Source organism: Streptomyces sp. NPDC058620 (assembly GCF_042717135.1).
In the GTDB taxonomy this organism is placed as follows: Bacteria; Actinomycetota; Actinomycetes; order Streptomycetales; family Streptomycetaceae; genus Streptomyces.
Genome location: NZ_JBHXQO010000060.1, coordinates 1 through 15,132 on the forward strand (window position 1 = coordinate 1; position 15,132 = coordinate 15,132).

Consider the following 15,132-nt stretch of genomic DNA (forward strand, 5'->3'; position numbering starts at 1 on the left):
GAAGAGACACGGGTACCCCATCGCTGCGCGATGGGCAAGCGAACCACCGCGCTGCGCGCGGTGGTTGCGCTCCCGCTCCGCGGGAGCGCTGGTGGCACGCTGCGCGTGCCACTCACCTCTGGTGCTGCGCGCCGGAGGTGACGCCCTGTCCGCTGCGCTCCCAGGGCTGCGGGGCTTCGCCCCGATGTCCGGGTTTCCGCTTCGCTTCAACCCGGGGCCGGCGGGTCCGCTGCGCTCCCCCGCCTCAACGGTCCTTCCGGCTGCGCCTCCAGTCCCTTAGGGCCCGCTGGCGCGGGCCTGGCTGGCTGTGATTGTGGGAGGGGGTGGTTCGAGAAGTTGAGTGTGTGTCACGCACTGTTCCTGTGTCCCCGGCTGGACGCCGGGCCTTCGGGGGTTGGGGTGAGGGTGGTTCGAGAAGTGGGGTGACTGACCTCTGGAACCAGTCCGCATCGTCCCCTGTATCAAACTGATGCAGCATGTATCGATGGCAGAAACCAATGCCACCCTGGAGCACTGTCCGGAGGGGTGCCGACCGGGGGCGGGGCGAAAGGCTGGGGCTGCGGATTCACTGGTTCTCAGCACAGGTGGCGAAGCTCGCGCAGTCCGTAGTCCGGTGGCAGCCATCCCTTCTTCCGTCGTTCGATGGTCTTCCGGGTGTGGGGAGGCGGGTACGGGCAGCCCTGCATCAGATCGAGTTCAGCTCCGGCCAACGAGAGCCGGAGGTGAGCGGCGCACACGGGCCAGATGGTCTTTTCCTGCTCCTTCACGCTCGACGTCCTCCCGCGCCGGCCACGACGTGGCTTGGGGCGCGGCGGTTGAGGCGGCCGGAGCTTGCAGTGCTCGGCAAAAGTCGTCAGGGACGGTAGACCCTCGCTTCCCAGCGGATCGCTGAAGAGTGCTCCGCTGGTGCCCTCTCCAAGGCGCCAGAGGAACGCTGATGCCCTCAGCAGAGGGCGGGCCCAGGCGGGAACGGAGTGGGTCATGCAGCCTCTGCGCAGCCCGTGGTCGTGGAGCGTGACCGTGGAGGCGTCCGCGCCCAGATCGCGGACGTGCACCGTATTGAGCTGGGTGGTGGAAGCGGCGGTGAACGCGGCCGTGGCGAGCTGGGCAGCCAGATGCGGGTGCGCCGTCGCACGGTGTAGCCGCCACGCGACCTCGGTCTCGGTGGCCGGTGGCATCACCGGAGGGAAGAAGTCCTGGTCCGCCGCCATCGGCGCGGCACACTGGCAAGGGTCGGTTGCGTCGTCGAGGGCCTTGAGGGTGGTCAGCGCGGGCAGGCTGATCCAGCGGTTCGCCAACGGCCGACCCGCCCGAGATGCCTGGCGCTCCAGAGAGGCCGGTTCGGCCTCGGGCAGCAAGGCAGAGGCCTCGGCGATGCTGTGTTCCACCTGCCGCAGTTCGCGCTCCAGGAACGCCCGCATGGCCCGGTGGTGGCAGACAAGAATCAGGCGCACCCCGGTGCGCCTGCGCAAGGCCAGAAGGTCTCTGAAGCGGTGCGGGGTGAGCAGGTGGGCGCGCAGCAGGGTGAGGTGGGTGATGGGGGTGGCCAGGATCCAGGCAGCCGCGATCAACCAGGCCGGGCCCGCATCGAGTGGGCGGTAGCCGGCCAGGGGCACGGGCTTGCCCAAGGCCGCGAGGACGTCGTAGGCGAGCGCGATGGCGGCGTCGGTCCCCGGGGTGGGGTGCACGGTGAGGCGTCCGTGCTGCGGGGCGTGGGATGCCAGGGCTGCCCGGGTGTGGACCACGTCGTCGTACGGGTCCAAGACCACCGTGACGGGCGGAGGGTTCGGGCAGTCCAGCATGTCAGACCACCAGGCGGTGGCTCAGCTTGCTGTAGGACCACCGCAACAGATCCTCGTCCAGGGTCCGTCCGGACTCTTTCATCCCGACGGCGAGGTGATGGGTGATCTTCGCCCAGGCCCGGAAGTTCCCGTGAGCCGCTTCCTGATCACATATGGCGATCAGGTCCGGGTCCGCGTCCGCCCAGACGGGGTGGAACGCCGGGATGACGGTGAGGACCTCGTCCAGCGGCATGGGGTCGATCTCCTGCCACGCGTACACGCGGGACTCCAGCATCGGCTCGCTCTGCAGCATCTCGAAGCAGCCGTCGCCGCCAGTGAAGATGATCGTGAGGTCCGAGCCGGTGTCATCCCACAGGTAGCGCAGGTATTCGAAGCACATCTTCGACAGCCACTGCGCCTCGTCACAGACCAGGACGTGTGTCTCCTCCAGAGCGCCGCGCAGCATCCGGTCGAACTCGATCGGCTGCGCCGGCGGGCGGCCCTGCAGGCCGAGAGCGTGGAACAGCTCGTGGCGCAGGTCTCGGGTCGAAGGGCGGGCCCGGAACTGGATCCGGCGCGTCAGCTTCGGCGCGAGCTCGCGCAGCGAGGTGTTCACCGCCAGCGACTTGCCCCGGCCCGCCTGCCCGTAGATACAGATCATGGCTCTGGCTTCGATCGCGGCACGGATGTTCTCCCGCACCATCAGCAGGGCACGCGTGGAGACCACCTGCGCGCCCGGCAAGCGCATGAAGTGGTCCTCCCGCTCCCGGGGCAGCCGGCCCTGTCGCTCAGCAGTCACCATCGCTCAACGCTCCCCGCTGTCGTCACGCACATCAGCCCCTCCAGACGGCCCGCCGTCGCCTGCCTGCCCGGCGTCCGTCTGCGGGCCGGCCGGCCGGCGCGGACGGACAACCGGACGCGCCCAGGAAGCCGGAGGCTCACGGGGAGGGATCAAGTCCGGCAGCGCCCGCGCCGCCAGATCCACACCCCTGGACCGGACGATCTCCGCCTGAGCCTCAGAGGAAGTCACCGTGCGCCGCGGACGAGGCGCAGCAGCCGTAGTCGTGGCCGTATACCGGCTCCGGCGCAGCTTCTCCGCCGCCTTCAGATCCGCCTTCAGCTGCCGGGCCTTCTTCTCCCTGACCGAACTCAGCGCCCGGCGCTGCTCCAACGTTGCCGCCTCCGCAAGGTAGGCGGTGCCCAGATACCGGCCCCACTCCTCGGTGGCAAAGACCTCGATCTGCCCGTCGTAATGCGGCAGATACCGCAGCCGGACCTTCATGCCGACCTTCCCGGCCATCCACTCCCCCACGTAGAAGCGGCGTCGCCAGCTGATCCCCTTCGTCGTGATCTTCCGTTGCCGGCCGTCGTCCTCCAGCGCGAAGAACACCAGCCGCTCCTCTGCGACGTTCTCGACCGGCGTCGGATCCGCCTCCCACGCCGCCAACGGCGTCAGCCCGTCGTCAAGACCCTCCGGATGATGCTCGGTGTTCCACCACTCCACCCAGTCCAGCAGCACCTTCACGAAGTCCGGATATGGCAGCAAGTCCTCCACCGCATCCGGCCGGTACGCCTCCGCCGGGCGAGCACGATGCGTATAGCCCGGCAGGGAGACCAGCAGCATCTCCTCCACCGCACCGTTAAGGGCCTCGACGGTGCCCTTGCGGTACGGCTTGTACGCCGGCAGACCATCCACCGGAACCGCGAAGGCGCCCAGAGCACGCTCCACCGTCCGGCACAAGAACTCCTTGCCCCGGTCCACCCGCACCACCCCCGGCAGGCCACCGAACGGGCCGTACGGATCCTGCCTGCTGATACCCGTGCGCAGCGCGGCCAGGACCGCGTCCCGAGCGGGCTGATGTGGGGTGAGCGCTACTCCGACGATCGCCTTCGTCGCGACATCGATGAACCACGTCACCCACGGACACACCGCGGAACCTTCCAAGTCCACCCGCACCGGGATCCGCTTGTGATCACCCTCCCAGCACGCGTTCCGGTGCGTGGGCGGGCGCTTCCCGTAGACGTCATACCGACGCCTGGCTGCCTCACCCCCACGCAGACCCGCCCGCTCCCCCGCCGACAGATCGCGCGCCACCGCCCGCTGCAACGTCGCCAACGACGGCACCGCCTCCGGGTCCCCGGCCGCCCGGGCCTCAGCAACCAGTTCACGGTGCACCGCGGCCACGTTCCCGCCCCACACCGCCAAAAGCCCCCGCACGTGAGGAGTGACCGCGAAATGCGCCCGCGACAAAGGCCCCGTCCGGCCCTCCCTACGGGCCGCCTCAACCCAACGGCGCACCGTGCGGACCGAAACGCCGAGCGCCGACGCCACCAAACGCACATGAGCCGACGTCAACCCACCCTGGGCATCCAACGCCATCAGACGGACCACCGCGCCCTCACGCCCCGCCCCGGACGGCAGCACCCCACCGACCAGCACATCGCCATCCGGCAACGCAGCCACCCGCACCACCACCCCGGACCCGACCCGGCCAACAAAACGAACCATCCCAATGACACCGCCAAAAAACGGGCCACAACCCCAAAAACCGCGAAAAGGAGACACCGACCCGCGGCCTGCGGTACAAGCACAACCACCCCCAGACCCAGCTCACGCACCCCTGGCAGCCCGGTTTCTGACTGCCGCCACACCAATCAGTGCGGGAGTGATCTGATCAGGGCATGACTGACGAGCACTGCGTGACGCGCCACCACATCGACCTGTGGAACGAACGCGTGCTGCCGGACGGGGTCGCGCCCGTCAGCTTCGGCACGGTTCTCCGGGGCTCGATGCTGCCCATCGTGGTCTGGCTGGGCATCGCCGCTTTCGTGTACTTCATCTACAACCCAGTCGTCGCCGCGGTCGAAGGAGGGCTCTTCCTCGCCTTCTTCCTGCTCGGCTTCACACTCCGAAGAAGATCCGGACACTCCCCAAAGTGCAGCCTGTACGGCGCGACAGGCGGAGTACTCGACAAGTCGATGGCCGGGTTCTGAGACCGGACAACAACGGCCACCCCCAACCCCGGACGCCGGCCGACCCACCCCATAGACACCGCACCCCGCTGTCCAGCAACAACACACACCGATGACACCGAACACACCGCACCAGAATGTCACCACCAGGAGCCAACCCACCCCCGACCAGCACGAACGACACCCCACCCCCGATGACAACTACCGCAGCACCCCAGTGACAATCACCCGCGGTGTCGCAATCACGGTGACGGTGGTCGCCACGGTGACCGCCACCATCGCGGCCTGCATGGTACGGATCGCGGTCCGGACACTCTCACCGGCCCACTGGCCGTCCGCGATCTCCGCCATGCGCGGGGAGACCTCTTTCCCCGCCAGGTCGGGGAAGGCGAGGCGGTGCAGCTTCGCGGCATGGATCAGGGCGACGAGACCGGCCGTACGGTCGTCCGGGGCGGCGCGCTCGAGGACGACCGCGGCGAGCCGACCGCGCAGTTCACGCTCGGTCGCCCCGTCGGCCTCGGGGAACCGGCGCACCGGGAACAGACCGAGCACCTTGCGCTGCTCCTCGCTCACGAGGCCGCGGGCGCGCAGGCTGTCGATGGTCGCGCCGACGGCCTTGCCGTGATCCTTGGTCAGCCAGTCCGTGACCTTGGGCGGCCTGCGCTTCGCCGAGGCCCAGGCATGGATCAGCCCGAGCCGTTCGTCGAGCAGCGCGGTGCCGGTGGGCGACGCGTCCGTGACCGTCAGCCGCTCGCCGTCCACCGAGACGCGACCGGCCAGGACGAGTTCGAGGACGATCCCGCCCGCGACGGCCCAGCCGGCGGACTGCCGCTCCTTCGCCACTCCGGACGCGTCGTCCAGCGAAAGCAGCATGATTTCCTCGCCCAGCGTGACCGACATGCGCCGGCTCCCCCTTCACTCGGTTACCCCGTTACCCCTTCCGACGCCGGGAACGGGCCGCCCGTTCCCGGGGGCGGCGGGATTTCGGTGTCCTCAGGCGTCCAGCGCCTCGCGCCGGGGCAGTCGTCGCCCCTGCGAGGGCGCTCCGGCCGCCGCCTTTGAGTTCGGGCACGTAGTTGTAGATGGTGTTGCGGGAGACGCCGAGGAGCTTCGCGATCGAGGTGACGGTGTTCTGCGGTCGGGCGAGCAGGTCGCGGGCGTGGCGGGCCTGCTCGTCGGTCATGGCCGGCGGCCGGCCGAGGCGGGCGCCACGGGCGCGGGCGGCGTCCAGGCCCTCGTTGGTGCCCTGGACGATGAGTTCGCGGATGAACTCCGCCAGGGCCGCGAACACGTGGAAGACAAGGCGACCGCCCGGCGTGGTCGTGTCGAGCGCCTCGTGCAGCGAGGTGAATCCGATGCCGCGCTTGCGCAGGCCGGACACAATCGCGATGAGGTCCTGGATGGAGCGGCCGAGCCGGTCCAGCGACGGGACGACGAGCGTATCGCCCTCGCGGAGGAAATCGAGGGTCTTCCACAGTTCCTCGCGTTCGGCGGTCTTGCCGGACTTCTTGCCGGCGAAGATCCGGATGCAGCCCGCTTGGTTGAGTGCATGGATCTGGCGGTCGAGCAACTGTCCCTTGGTGGACACGCGTGCGTATCCCACGAGGCCGCGGTCCCTGCGGCCGGAATGGGGGCGAGGAGATCGGCGGTGTCGTCGTCCTGTGGTGGCTGCACCCGCCAGATCGTACAGAAAAGGGTGCTCTTCAAGTTCCTGAGCAAATCGACTTTCTGACACCGTTTTATGGGCATGCTCCAGTGTCGATCCGGCCGTGCGCCGCCACTTGCCGATCTTGCTCAAGAATCGGTCGATAGATGAGCAACTGCTTCTATCGAGCCCCGCCTCCGCCAGTGGGCGATCTGGTTCTTCAGTTTCAGAGTGTCGAGATCGTCGGGCCGATGCTTTTGCAGCCGGTCGACCAGTAGTGCGGCCAGAGCCTTGGCAGCTCCGACCGGGTCTCCAGCCTCGCCCCGCCGAATGGCCATCCAGTAAGCAAGCTCGCGCTGCGTACTCAACATGTCGGTGTGGTCGGGCCCCTGAACCCGCAGGTGGTCGGTGAGCAATTCGGCCAGGGCCTCGGCAGCTCCGGCCGCGTCTCCAGCCTCGCCCCGCCAGCGGGCCAGCCAATAGCGGGCCTCCAAGGTCTCTGGATGGTCGGGCCCCTGGACCCTCAGGTAGTCGGTGAGTAGCTCGGCCAGGGCCTCGGCAGCTCCGGCCGCGTCAGCCTCGCCCCACCAGACGGCCATCCCAAGGCGGGCCCGCAAAGTGCTTGGGTGATCGGGTCCTTGTATCCGCAGCCGGTCGGTCAGAAGCTCGGCGAAAGCCTCCGCAGCTCCCGCTGCGTCTCCAGCCCCGCCCCGCCAGCGGGCCAAGCAGGACCGATCGCTCAGGGTCGAGGGGTGGTCGGGTCCTTGTATCCGCAGCCGGTCGGTCAGAAGCTCGGCGAAAGCCTCCGCAGCTCCCGCTGCGTCTCCAGCCTCGCCCCGCCAGCGGGCCAAGCAGGACCGATCGCTCAGGGTCGAGGGGTGGTCAGGGCCGAGAGCCCGAACCCGGTCTGTCACAAGCTCGGCCAAAGCCTCGGCAGCTCCGGCGGCATCCCCCGCGTGCCCGCGCCATTCCGCGAGCTTGTGGCGAGTTTCCAGGGTGTCGGAATGGTCGGGTCCTTGGATCCGCAGTTGGTCGGTGAGCAGTTCGGCCAGGGCCTCGGCAGCTCCGGCCGCGTCTCCAGCCCTGCCCCGCCATTGAGCAAGGCCGGTGCGAGTGTTCAGAGTGCTTGGGTGGTCGGGTCCGTGGATCCGCAGTTGGTCGGAGAGAAGCTCGGCGAAAGCCTCGGCAGCTCCGGCCGCGTCTCCAGCCTCGCCCCGCCATCGAGCAAAACCGGTGCGAGTGTTCAGAGTGTTGGGATGGTCGGGTCCTTGGATCCGCAGCCGGTCGGTCAGAAGCTCAGCCAGATCCTCTACCGCACCGCGTGCATCGCCAGCATGTCCTTGGTTCGCGGCAAGCCTGTCCCGAGCAGCCAGGGTCTCAGGGTGGTCCGGACCGAGAGATGCCCGAGCCCTGTCCACCAGATCCTGGAAGTGGTTCGCGGCAGCGGTGAACTGGCCCGCCTCGCTCAAGCTAACGCCAACGTGCATACCCAGGTGATGGTGCTTACTCCCGCTGAATAGGGCGTCTCCAGCGCAGTGAATGACGGCTTGTGCGTTGGCTCTCAGGGTCTGAGCCAGCGGGAGGTGGGGGTCGGGCCAGTCCTCGAGTAGGGCGTCAGCAGCGGCGCGGGCGGTCTGGTCACGGTTCTGAGGACTGAGAGCGTCGCGGGTGGCGCGTTGGATGAGCTGGTGAATGCGCACGGACTGCTGTGGAGAGTCGGGATCGTGGTCGATGAGGCTCAGACGGTGCAGAGCACGGAGTGCGCCCCACGCGTCTAGCTCCGTCACTTCAGCCGTGGTGCTCTGCTCGGCTACGGCCTGGGCACGGTGCTGAGCAAGGTAGGTCCGGGCAGGCCCACTGGTCAGGACGCTCTGGGGAATGCCATTCGGATCCAGCATGGCAGTGAGCTGAAGCGCGGGGCGGGCGAGACCGGCGGGGCTGAGGTTGTCAGCACGTTCGATCGACAGCGACCACGCAGCGGCCACGGTGGTGTCCTGGTCGTCCGGCAGCGTGCCGAGTTCGGGCAGCATGCCGGCGAGGCTGGTTGCGCGGTCGGCGAGCCGACGGCGGTAGCTGGGGCACTGCTGGTGGGTACATCGCGAGCAGCCGACGGAAATGCCGGCATCGACGATGTAGGCAGCGGCCTGCGAGAGGGCTAGCGGCAGGTAGCCAAGGTCCTGCGCCAGCGCACGGATCTCGTCCGGGTCATCGTGCCGTGCGTGCTCGGCGAAGAAGTCAGCCAGGTAGGCGACTGCCTGATCCGGAGTGAATACCCCGAGGTCGATCCGCTGTCCAGGCAGAGCGACATCGCGGCGGCGCGTGGTGACCACGGTGCGGCCGTACGGGTTCTTCGTCGGCCACAGCCCGGTCACGTCAGCGGGGTTGGCGACATCGTCCAGGACGATCAGCCATCGGCACACGGGCCCGGATCCTGGCGGCTTGGGTTCAAGCCAGCTCAGGAACGCCTGTGCGGATCGCTCGGGGTCACCAGGTTCGAGGGCGAGGAGTTCTTCGGCAGCCTGGGCGTATGCGGAGACGATGGCGGGGCGGCTGCTGGCGCTGACCCAGACCAGCACATTCAGTTCGCCCCCAGTCCACGCCTGCCGCGCGTAGTGGGCGGCGAGCTGGGTCTTGCCGACGCCGCCGGTGCCGCGTAGCACCTGGCACAGCACCGCGGTGCCGCTGTTAGTCACTGCGGCCCGCAGCTGGTCGGTCTCGTCTCGTTCCTGGAAGGCCGCCGCTTTACGAGGAATGACACCGACCTGGTGCGGCCGGGGCGCCGGAGTTCGCGGCGCAGCACGGTACTCAACCTTGACGTCTCCGGCGACGTACCCGGTCACGGCTGCGCTGCCCGGGGCTGCGTTCGCAATTCCCGTCTGGGATACCGATACGGTTCCTGGTGGTAAACCGCTTGCACTCGGCGTCCCTTGGTAGCCGGTGACCGCTGTGGCGCCGCCATTAGCCAGTGCATCACCAGTGTCCGCGACCTGGATCCGGGGTTCCTGCCCGGGCTCCGGCGCTGGCTTGCGCTTTTCCCGCTTCATCGCGTGCCCCCGTCCTGGTTCAGGTGTAGTCGATGCCGGTTGCAGCGGTGCTGCCGGGGCCCTCGGCCGTGGCGTCTCCTGTCCGCTCTGCCTTCGCCGACCCGGTTCCCGCGCCGCCGGGGCGCCGCACGCCGGTGTGGGCCGTGCCGCCGCCGGTTGCCTTTGCCTTTCCGGTGTTGACGGCCACGTCCACCGGTCCCGGAGCTGGGGCTGGTGCAGGCGGTGGCTGTAACAGCGCCCAGACCAGTGCCACGATGCCGGTGGCGGCCTGGACCGAGGCGCCGACCAGCTGGCCGGTATCCGGGCTGTCCAGCAGCCAGACCAGCGGTGTCGACACGATGCCAGCCACCGCAGTCACCATGGCCGTGATCTTCCAACCTTGTGACACGCCCACCCCTCCCCGCTCATCCCCGACAGTTCGTCAGCCCACAGCGTTGCGTAGGGCCTTCACTGATAGCAAGAATGCATAGCCGCGGCCATCGGTTTCGACGGCCTTCACTCGCGGACGGTGGGAGCGTGTATGCGTTACCGCTGGGACAGCCGTCAGGCATCTTCCGGGCGGCGGGGCCGCAGCGGCCGGTAGCCGGCCGGGTCAAGCTTGGCGAGCTCGGTGTCGACTTCCACGGCGATCGTGCCGAAAAAGTTCACGTTCTCGCTGTGGGCAGGTGAGATGTGTGCGAGGAGTTCGTCGTCGACCGCGCGGCCCTCGGCGCGCATCTGCGCGATGGCCAGGCCGTAGTACTCCGTCGTCCAGGTCACCACCGAGTTGGTCAGCAACGTCAGGCACCACGCCTGCTCGGTCTGGGCTGCCAGGTGGCGGTGGCGGATCGCACCCTCGTGCGCGTACAGCAGGCTGCGGCGAAGCGAGTGCAGGGACTCGCCCTTGTTCAGCTGCCGGGCGATCCTCCTGCGGTAGGTCTCGCCGCCAGATAGCGGGCGGCGTAGACCGTGCGGCAAAGCGCCCCGTACTCCTTCAGCGCCGCGGCGAGGGTGTTCTGCCGGGAGGAGGCGGACAGTTTGCCGACGATCAGTGAGGCGGTGGCGTGCCCGAACTTGATCGATCCCGCCAGCCGCAGCAGATCGTCCCAGTTCTCCTCGATCAGCCCCATGTTGATCTTCTGGGTGAGCAGCGGTCCCGCCACCGGCCAGAGGCTGTTGACGTCGCGCTGCGGGCCCATCCGGTACAGGGTGATCTTCCCCAGGTCCCGGATGCGCGGCGAGAGCTGCATGCCCACCAGGTCGAACAGCGCAAAGTTGACCAGCGTCACGCCATGCGTATCCGTGGCGTGCTCGGTGATCGGCAGATCGGTCTTGTTGCCCATGATCTCGTCCAGCACGTAGTGAGCCTCCCGGCGCGTCACCACGATCACCTTCGTACCGAACGTCGTGTGCTGGTCCGAGACGTGCGTGTACGTCGACAGACCCTGACCGGCGAAGTACTTCTTCATCGCCCGCGCGGTCGTCGACTTGCCCTTCACCGGGAACCGCTGCCCGTCCGAGGACGACAGCGTGCCGCCACCGAACACCTGGGTCAGCGGCAGGCGGTGGTGGTAGTTGACGACCGCGGCGTTCGCCGCCGCCAGCGTCTCCTCACGGACGTACCACTCCTGGCTCCAGGCCAGGATGTCGTAGGAGATCCCGCACGCCTCCGCCATCCGCACCAGGCCCAGATTCGTCGCGTTCGCGATCAGCACCGCCAGCAGGTTCCGCTTGAGCTCCGGCGATCGAGTCTGCTTGCCGCCGGCGTGCGTGAAGCAGTCCAGGAAGCCGGTGCGGCGGTCGGGCTCGACCAGCAGCGAGGCGATCGGGGCCAGCGGCAATAGCTCCGAGAGCTCTTCCTTCAGCTCGGCGGCCTCGGCCGGGATGTCCTCCGCCGACAGCGGCGGGATGATCAGCTCCCCGGCCGGCGACAGCCGCACCTCACCGGTACCCGCCTTCCGGTTGCCCAGCACCTTCTCCAGGTCGCCCATCGCGGCCCCCAGCTCCTCCCTGCACGCCTCCAGCGCGAGCCGGGCGTCGGTCGGCTTGCCGACCAGCTGGCAGAACTGCTCCCGCTGCCCTTCCCACTGCGCGGGCGTGAACAGGTACGAGGCAGGGTCGGCGTACCGGCGCGAGGACGGCACGTACACGTCCCCGCTGCGCAGCCCGTCGCGCAGGACCAGCAGCACCGTCAGCTCCCAGAAGTGCCGGTACGCGGTGACGTCCCGGTCCCTGGCTGCTTGCTCCAGGTAACCGGCCCACTTGGCAGGCACGAAGTCCGTCGGCGCGTGGTCAGGGACCTTCCGGGCCCCGTCCGCGTTCAGCTTCTTCAGGATCGCCACGGCCTAGATGAGGGCCTCGGAGCCCGTACCGCCGGTGAAGCTGATCGCCTTCAGCACGTCCGGGGTGAACTGCCGCAGGTAGGAGTAGGAGTTGTCCAGCATCGCCAGATGACCGTTGTCGCGTGGCAACCTGCCGGTGGCCTGGGCGAGCGCGGCCCGCAGCCTTTCCATGCCGATGGTGTTCCGCAGCACAGAGCCGACCATCTCGTCCTCGATCCCGATGTCGACCAGGACCGGCAGGATCTCGTCCAGCAGCGCCTACCGTCCTTCCCCGGCAGCGGCGCGGGCCGCCAGCGCATCACGCATCTTGATGCGCGCCCGGCTCTCCCTCGCCGAGACGGCCTGGTCGAACAGGCCGATGACCTCGTCCAACACATCGGCGGCCGACTGCGAGAGCACCGTCAAAAGGATCGGATGCCGCCGCTGCGGCTCGCGCCTATCCAGCGACTGAGCGGTCAGCCGACGCCCCACCGCCGCCAGGAACCGGCGCCGCTCCGCCGGCAGGCCCGTCAGGTCCAAGGTGTGGGCGTCCATACCGCGCAGGAAACCCCGACCTCGTCGTCCCGAATTAGGCCCTGTAGGATCGTCGACCTAAGACTTATGTCAAAGATGCAGGTCAGAGCATCGGGGTGTGTCGGTCTCCGGTGGTGCCCCGAGGCCGCTATTTCAAGATCGTCTCCAGGATTTCTCCATAGCCGGGCGACGAGGAAGCGCAGGGTCGAGCTGGACACGTCGACGCCGGACGGGTAGACAACCATGCCTGGCCTCTGGTGGAGATGGTTCTCTTGGTCGAAAACCCATCTACCAGGGGCTTCACCTGTCTGTACTCCCAACTGCAGCCAGCACGGGCACGGGAGGTTGGAAAGAGCTCACTGGCGCGAGCTTAAACGAGATCGAAATTGTAATTGTTTTCGCGCATGTGTTTGATGATCTTATCGCGGTGCTCTTCATCCTTAGTCTCAAGATGCACAAGCACATCCGCGTGATGGAATAGCAAGCGTTGTGCGACGCGCTCGGGTCTCACGTCAATGAGGTTCGCGTCCAGTTCGCCCATTTCCGACAGAAGTTTAGCGAGCGAACCCGGCTTATCCGCCAGACGGCAACGGAATGCGAGAGCGCGCCCAGCTGCGGGCATGCCATGCCGCAGCAGATGGGATAGCAGCAGCGTGTCGATGTTGCCACCAGACAGGACCACTACCACCGGTGGTTCAAACATATGTTTGTCGTTGTGTTGCAGAAGCGCCCCGAACGCAGCCACGCCGGCAGGCTCGACTAGTTGTTTACTCCGCTCCAGACACATGATGAGTGCGCTATACAGGGTGTTTTCCGTGACGGTAAGCACAGGGACTCCGTGCTCCTTCAGGATTTTGAAAGGCATTTTTCCCGGCTCGGTCACGGCGATTCCGTCAGCGATGGTGACGCCCTTTGCGACCGGGACCGGCTTGCCCGCCTCTAGCGACCCCGGGTAGGGCGCGCAGGCCTCAGCCTGCACCCCGACAACCTTAGGGGCGGACACGTGATCTGCCAGTGCTACTGCAATCCCGGCGGCAAGGCCACCGCCGCCAACCGGCACCACGACGGTCTTCACCCCCGAACACTGTTCGGCGATCTCTAGCCCTACAGTTCCCTGACCAGCGATGATGTCCTTATGGTCGTATGGGGGGATGTAAATACGGCCACTTCGCTTTGCAATCTTCTGTGCTTCGTGAATGGCTTCAGCTACCGTCTCTCCTTCCAATTCAGTTTTCCCATATTCCCCCAAGTAGTGCTCAGTCGCGACCTTCTTGGGCAGTGCGACGGTTTTTGGCATGACGACGGTGGCGTTGATTTGGAGCTTACGGGCGGCGAGGGCGACCCCCTGGGCGTGGTTTCCAGCGCTAGCGGTCACCACCCCGCGGGAGCGCTCTTTCCGAGTTAGCCGATGCATTCGCCAATAGGCTCCTCGCGCCTTAAATGAGCCAGTGTGCTGCAAATTTTCCAACTTCAAAAAGACTTCTCCCCCCAGGTGCTCCGTAAGTGCGTGAGAATGTAGCAGAGGAGTGAGTTTGAGGACATCCTTGAGGGTCTCCCGAGCTTCGGTCACATCGCTTCGTGTTGTCATAGGCCTTGTTTACACCGGCGTCGGTCCGTGCTCACTTCGGCGTTGCTCCATCCAGCCCATTCAAAGATAGACCCCAACCCAGTCCCACATCGGCTATATGCCCACCACGCGCCGCTGCCGGGCACGTCCATCAGTGGGTATTTTCCATCCTCACTCTGTGCCGGTCAGATGAAGATGAGGACGGCCCGGATGAGGGTGGTGATCCGTGTGGTCGAGCACCGCAGCTTGCGAAGGAGACGCCAGTACGTGAGGGTGGCGACGGCCTGCTCGACGAGGGCCCGAATCTTTGCGTGGGACCGGTTGACAGTCCGATTGGTCGAATACCCATCTACCAGGGGCTTCACCAAGTTGTCAGTCCAACTGACAGACAAGGGCGTCAGGTTGGAATGGGCTCACTGAGCTTCTTCGAGTTGGCCACCGACCGGGTGATGGCCGTGAAGCGCAACGAGCGAGGCCCCCGGGCTGTTGATCGAGATGTCTGACGTCTCAATCACGTTGCTCGGGGGCCTCGTTGGTCGTCCATCCTGCCGCAATCGACCTGCCGCACGCACTCGTGGAGTGGGTCACCATGCTGATCGTCACCCGTGAGGGCGACCGGCGCTGCAAGCTCCGTCCGTCCCAGCGCGCGATGGTGGCACTGGTGTACCTGCGCGAGCACACCACTTTGGTGAAGATCGCCGCCGGGTTCGGGATCAGCGAGTCCACCGCCCATGCCTACATCAGCGCGGTCGTCGACCTGCTCGCCGCGCGTGCGCCGGGTCTGCTGAGGACGCTGCGCGAGCATGATCCCGACTTCGTCCTGCTCGACGGAACCCTCGCCGAGTGCGACCGGGTCGGCGACGGCCGGGCCGACTACTCCCACAAGCACCGGCGCCACGGCGTGAACGTGCAGGTCGTCACCGATCCCGGCGGCCGGCTGCTGTGGCTCTCGCCCGCCCTGCCGGGCCGCACTCACGACGTGACCGCCGCCCGCACCCACCGGATCATCCGAATCTGCGAGCGCCAGGGCGTTCCCATCGTGGCCGATCTCGCCTACCAGGGCGCCGGTCCGTGGCTGACCACGGGCATCAAACGCAGGCCCCTGCAGGAACTGCCCCCCACTGAGAAGACCCGCAACCGTGCCCTGGCCGCCACACGGGCACCCGTCGAACGCGGCGTCGCCCGCCTGAAGTCCTGGCGGATCTTCCGCAGGTCCCGATGCAGTCCCAACCGCATGACGTCAATCGCCAAGGCCGTCCTCACACTGGAGCTGCAACGCTGAAGAAGC

Annotated in this window: 14 protein-coding genes and 1 pseudogene; 2 read left to right on the forward strand and 13 right to left on the reverse strand. The window is 67.3% G+C overall.

Annotated elements, in window-relative coordinates:
- Positions 1–575: 575 nt before the first annotated feature.
- From ACFWSK_RS32030 to ACFWSK_RS32040, 3 genes are read right to left on the reverse strand one after another with little or no spacing between them, the layout of a single operon-like run.
- Positions 576–1,802, reverse strand: coding sequence for a hypothetical protein (locus ACFWSK_RS32030; RefSeq protein WP_383793921.1), 1,227 nt, complete (start codon positions 1,800–1,802; stop codon positions 576–578).
- A 1-nt stretch (position 1,803) separates the two neighbouring features.
- On the reverse strand, positions 1,804–2,583 hold the full coding sequence (locus ACFWSK_RS32035; protein WP_383793923.1) for an AAA family ATPase: 780 nt from the start codon (positions 2,581–2,583) through the stop codon (positions 1,804–1,806).
- Between the two features lie 3 nt (positions 2,584–2,586).
- The gene (locus ACFWSK_RS32040) at positions 2,587–4,161 is read right to left on the reverse strand and encodes a Mu transposase C-terminal domain-containing protein (protein ID WP_383794007.1); all 1,575 of its coding nucleotides are present in this window, start codon (positions 4,159–4,161) and stop codon (positions 2,587–2,589) included.
- Positions 4,162–4,463: 302 nt separating this feature from the next.
- Between ACFWSK_RS32040 and ACFWSK_RS32045 the strand changes: the two genes are divergently transcribed.
- A complete protein-coding gene (locus ACFWSK_RS32045; RefSeq protein ID WP_383793926.1) occupies positions 4,464–4,775 on the forward strand; it encodes a hypothetical protein in 312 nt (103 codons plus the stop codon).
- A gap of 180 nt (positions 4,776–4,955) precedes the next feature.
- Here ACFWSK_RS32045 and ACFWSK_RS32050 read toward each other — a convergent pair whose 3' ends face one another.
- From ACFWSK_RS32050 to ACFWSK_RS32095, 10 genes and pseudogenes are all read right to left on the reverse strand, one after another.
- Entirely contained in the window at positions 4,956–5,654 is a 699-nt protein-coding gene (locus ACFWSK_RS32050; protein ID WP_383793929.1) for a GPP34 family phosphoprotein, read from the reverse strand.
- A gap of 31 nt (positions 5,655–5,685) precedes the next feature.
- Positions 5,686–6,357 (reverse strand): recombinase family protein, encoded by a 672-nt coding sequence (locus tag ACFWSK_RS32055; RefSeq protein WP_383794010.1) that lies wholly within the window; start codon positions 6,355–6,357, stop codon positions 5,686–5,688.
- A gap of 191 nt (positions 6,358–6,548) precedes the next feature.
- Positions 6,549–9,239, reverse strand: a complete 2,691-nt coding sequence (locus ACFWSK_RS32060) for a tetratricopeptide repeat protein (RefSeq protein WP_383793932.1) — start codon at positions 9,237–9,239, stop codon at positions 6,549–6,551.
- Between the two features lie 223 nt (positions 9,240–9,462).
- Positions 9,463–9,831 carry a hypothetical protein gene (locus ACFWSK_RS32065; RefSeq protein ID WP_383793935.1) on the reverse strand — a complete coding sequence of 123 codons (369 nt, stop codon included), beginning with the start codon at positions 9,829–9,831 and terminating at the stop codon, positions 9,463–9,465.
- A 155-nt stretch (positions 9,832–9,986) separates the two neighbouring features.
- Positions 9,987–10,400, reverse strand: a complete 414-nt coding sequence (locus ACFWSK_RS32070) for a Tn3 family transposase (protein ID WP_383793937.1) — start codon at positions 10,398–10,400, stop codon at positions 9,987–9,989.
- Positions 10,331–11,764 (reverse strand): Tn3 family transposase, encoded by a 1,434-nt coding sequence (locus ACFWSK_RS32075; protein ID WP_383793940.1) that lies wholly within the window; start codon positions 11,762–11,764, stop codon positions 10,331–10,333. Before ACFWSK_RS32075 ends, ACFWSK_RS32070 begins: the two co-directional genes overlap by 70 nt.
- 3 nt (positions 11,765–11,767) lie before the next feature.
- Complete coding sequence (locus ACFWSK_RS32080) at positions 11,768–11,956, reverse strand: hypothetical protein (RefSeq protein WP_383793943.1); 189 nt, start codon at positions 11,954–11,956, stop codon at positions 11,768–11,770.
- A gap of 66 nt (positions 11,957–12,022) precedes the next feature.
- Positions 12,023–12,298, reverse strand: coding sequence for a hypothetical protein (locus ACFWSK_RS32085; RefSeq protein ID WP_383793946.1), 276 nt, complete (start codon positions 12,296–12,298; stop codon positions 12,023–12,025).
- 349 nt (positions 12,299–12,647) lie between these two features.
- Complete coding sequence (gene ilvA, locus ACFWSK_RS32090; RefSeq protein ID WP_383793948.1) at positions 12,648–13,865, reverse strand: threonine ammonia-lyase; 1,218 nt, start codon at positions 13,863–13,865, stop codon at positions 12,648–12,650.
- Between the two features lie 150 nt (positions 13,866–14,015).
- Positions 14,016–14,176: pseudogene (locus tag ACFWSK_RS32095) on the reverse strand (IS5/IS1182 family transposase); the annotation flags it as partial.
- A gap of 200 nt (positions 14,177–14,376) precedes the next feature.
- Here ACFWSK_RS32095 and ACFWSK_RS32100 point away from each other — a divergent pair.
- On the forward strand, positions 14,377–15,126 hold the full coding sequence (locus ACFWSK_RS32100; protein WP_383793951.1) for a transposase family protein: 750 nt from the start codon (positions 14,377–14,379) through the stop codon (positions 15,124–15,126).
- The last annotated feature ends 6 nt before the right edge of the window (positions 15,127–15,132 follow it).

What these genes read in the sequence shown, in the direction of transcription:
- ACFWSK_RS32040 (WP_383794007.1), bottom strand. Translation starts at nt 4,161, where the DNA reads ATGGCGTTGGATGCCCAGGGTGGGTTGACGTCGGCTCATGTGCGTTTG.
- ilvA (WP_383793948.1), bottom strand. Translation starts at nt 13,865, where the DNA reads ATGACAACACGAAGCGATGTGACCGAAGCTCGGGAGACCCTCAAGGAT.
- ACFWSK_RS32050 (WP_383793929.1), bottom strand. Translation starts at nt 5,654, where the DNA reads ATGTCGGTCACGCTGGGCGAGGAAATCATGCTGCTTTCGCTGGACGAC.
- ACFWSK_RS32035 (WP_383793923.1), bottom strand. Translation starts at nt 2,583, where the DNA reads ATGGTGACTGCTGAGCGACAGGGCCGGCTGCCCCGGGAGCGGGAGGAC.
- ACFWSK_RS32045 (WP_383793926.1), top strand. Translation starts at nt 4,464, where the DNA reads ATGACTGACGAGCACTGCGTGACGCGCCACCACATCGACCTGTGGAAC.
- ACFWSK_RS32030 (WP_383793921.1), bottom strand. Translation starts at nt 1,802, where the DNA reads ATGCTGGACTGCCCGAACCCTCCGCCCGTCACGGTGGTCTTGGACCCG.
- ACFWSK_RS32085 (WP_383793946.1), bottom strand. Translation starts at nt 12,298, where the DNA reads ATGGACGCCCACACCTTGGACCTGACGGGCCTGCCGGCGGAGCGGCGC.